The sequence below is a fragment of the Stenotrophomonas sp. P5_A8 genome (assembly GCF_056400545.1).
The window spans coordinates 1-2,011 of record NZ_JBFULB010000490.1 but is presented as its reverse complement, the minus strand read 5'-3'; the positions used below and the strand labels follow the sequence as shown (position 1 = coordinate 2,011).

The 2,011-nt window shown below is 58.2% G+C and carries 3 protein-coding genes; all 3 read left to right on the top strand.

Annotated features, from left to right (window positions below; genetic code table 11):
• A partial coding sequence (gene dcm, locus AC1DQP_RS19975) for a DNA (cytosine-5-)-methyltransferase (RefSeq protein ID WP_478052361.1) occupies positions 1-889 on the top strand: 889 nt, incomplete at its 5' end.
• 2 nt (positions 890-891) lie between these two features.
• Positions 892-1,338, top strand: a complete 447-nt coding sequence (locus AC1DQP_RS19970; RefSeq protein ID WP_457322367.1) for a very short patch repair endonuclease — start codon at positions 892-894, stop codon at positions 1,336-1,338.
• 113 nt (positions 1,339-1,451) lie between these two features.
• On the top strand, positions 1,452-2,011 hold a 560-nt coding region (locus tag AC1DQP_RS19965; protein WP_478052360.1), incomplete at its 3' end, for a hypothetical protein.

Genomic DNA, 2,011 nt, shown 5'->3' with positions numbered 1-2,011 from the left:
CCATGAAGCCGATGTGCCGGACCATGATGTGCTGTTGGCGGGCTTCCCTTGCCAGCCCTTCTCCATTGCAGGCGTTTCCAAGAAGAACGCGCTTGGCCGCCCGCACGGCTTCTCCGACAAGACTCAGGGAACCCTGTTCTTTGACGTGGCCCGCATCATCGCCGAGAAGAAGCCGCGTGCGTTCCTGCTTGAGAACGTGAAGAACCTGATGAGCCACGACAAGGGCCGCACGTTCTCCACCATCATTGATGTGCTGCAGAACGAGCTGGGCTACCAAGTCAAGCACAAGGTCATCAACGGCAAGCACTTCGGCCCGCAGCACCGGGAGCGCATCATCATTGTGGGCTTCCGCGAGCCCAATGATTTCGACATCCATAAGGTCGAGCTGCCCAGCTTCGACGAGGCTCCGAAGATGGGCGCGGTGCTGCACAGCCAGGATGGCACCGAGACTGCTGACTCCCCGTACATCGAGGGTACCAAGGGCAAGGTGCTGGACAAGTACACGCTGTCGGACAAGCTTTGGGAGTACCTGCAGAACTACGCCGCGAAGCACCGCGACAAGGGTAATGGCTTCGGCTTCGGGCTGGTTAACAGCGAGAGCACCTGCCGTACGCTTTCGGCCCGTTACTACAAGGATGGCTCGGAGATCCTGATCTCCCAAGGCTTGAAGAAGAATCCCCGCCGACTCACCCCGCGCGAGTGCGCGCGCCTGATGGGGTTCGACGAAAACTTCCGTATTCCGGTTTCGGACACCCGCGCCTACAAGCAGTTTGGCAACTCCGTGGTCGTTCCCGTCATCAGCGAAGTTGCGCGGATCATGGTGCCCTACCTTGTGGAGGACGCGAAGCAGAAGCCGGCCAAAACCGTCAGAAAGAAGGCGAAGGCCTGACATTGGTTGACAGCCTCACTCCCGAGCAGCGATCCGCGCAGATGTCGCGGATCCGAGGCGCGAACACCAAGCTGGAGGTCCTTGTTCGCAAGGGCCTTCATGCGAGAGGCCTGCGCTACCGCTTGGGTGGGGCTGGGCTGCCCGGGCGGCCGGATATTGTTCTACCCAAGTATCGAACAGTCTTGTTTGTCCATGGTTGTTTCTGGCATGGGCATGATTGCCCGCTATACAGGCTGCCCAAGACCCGGCCAGAGTTCTGGCAGGCAAAAATTGACTCAAACAAGTCCCGGGACATCCGGGTTCAGCTCGAGCTTCATGCCAAGGGATGGAACGTCATCGAGTTCTGGGAATGCGCAGTCCGTGGTCAGGAGCAAACCGCGGTTGACCACGCACTGGATCAACTCGCCCACTCAATTACTCAAGCGTCAATAATCCGTCACCCTACCTGACGGCAGTCGAATGCGACTCGGCAGCGTTGCCCCTGCGACGAACGGATACATTGCCCAGCTCAAGCGCGGCTGCTTTAATTGCATCTGCACGTGATCTTCACAGGGGCAATGGAATGACAGGCTGGAAGTTTCTACCAAACCCGGGACTCGAGGAAGAAGGGCTGGGTCACGCAGGCATTGAGACATTTAAAGGGTCTCCATTCCCGGGCGTAGCGCGGGAATGCTCCCAGAACAGTCTGGATGCCGCGGCTAAAGCACAGGACCAAGACTCCAATACGGTTCACCTGGTGTTTCGACTGTTGGATGTCCCCACGGGCGACATTCCGGGATTGAAGGATCTCGCATCCTCCGTCCGAGCCTGCCTCTCTCAGGCAAAGAGCAAGAGGCGTAAGAAAGAGATTGAGTTCTTCACGCGGGCAGCTGCTCTCACTGACCAGCAGACAATGCCAGTTCTTCTGGTTGAAGACTACGGAACAACCGGGCTGCTTGGACCCGCGATTGAGGGCAGCCCATTCCACGCCCTCGTCAAATCCTCTGGTGTCAGTCAGAAGAACGTCGCGGATGCAGGCGGATCCTTTGGCATCGGCAAGAACGCGGCCTTTGCGATCTCCAATCTCAGAACCGTGTTCTACTCCACGCGTTACACGGATTCTGAAGGCAACGAATGTCACCT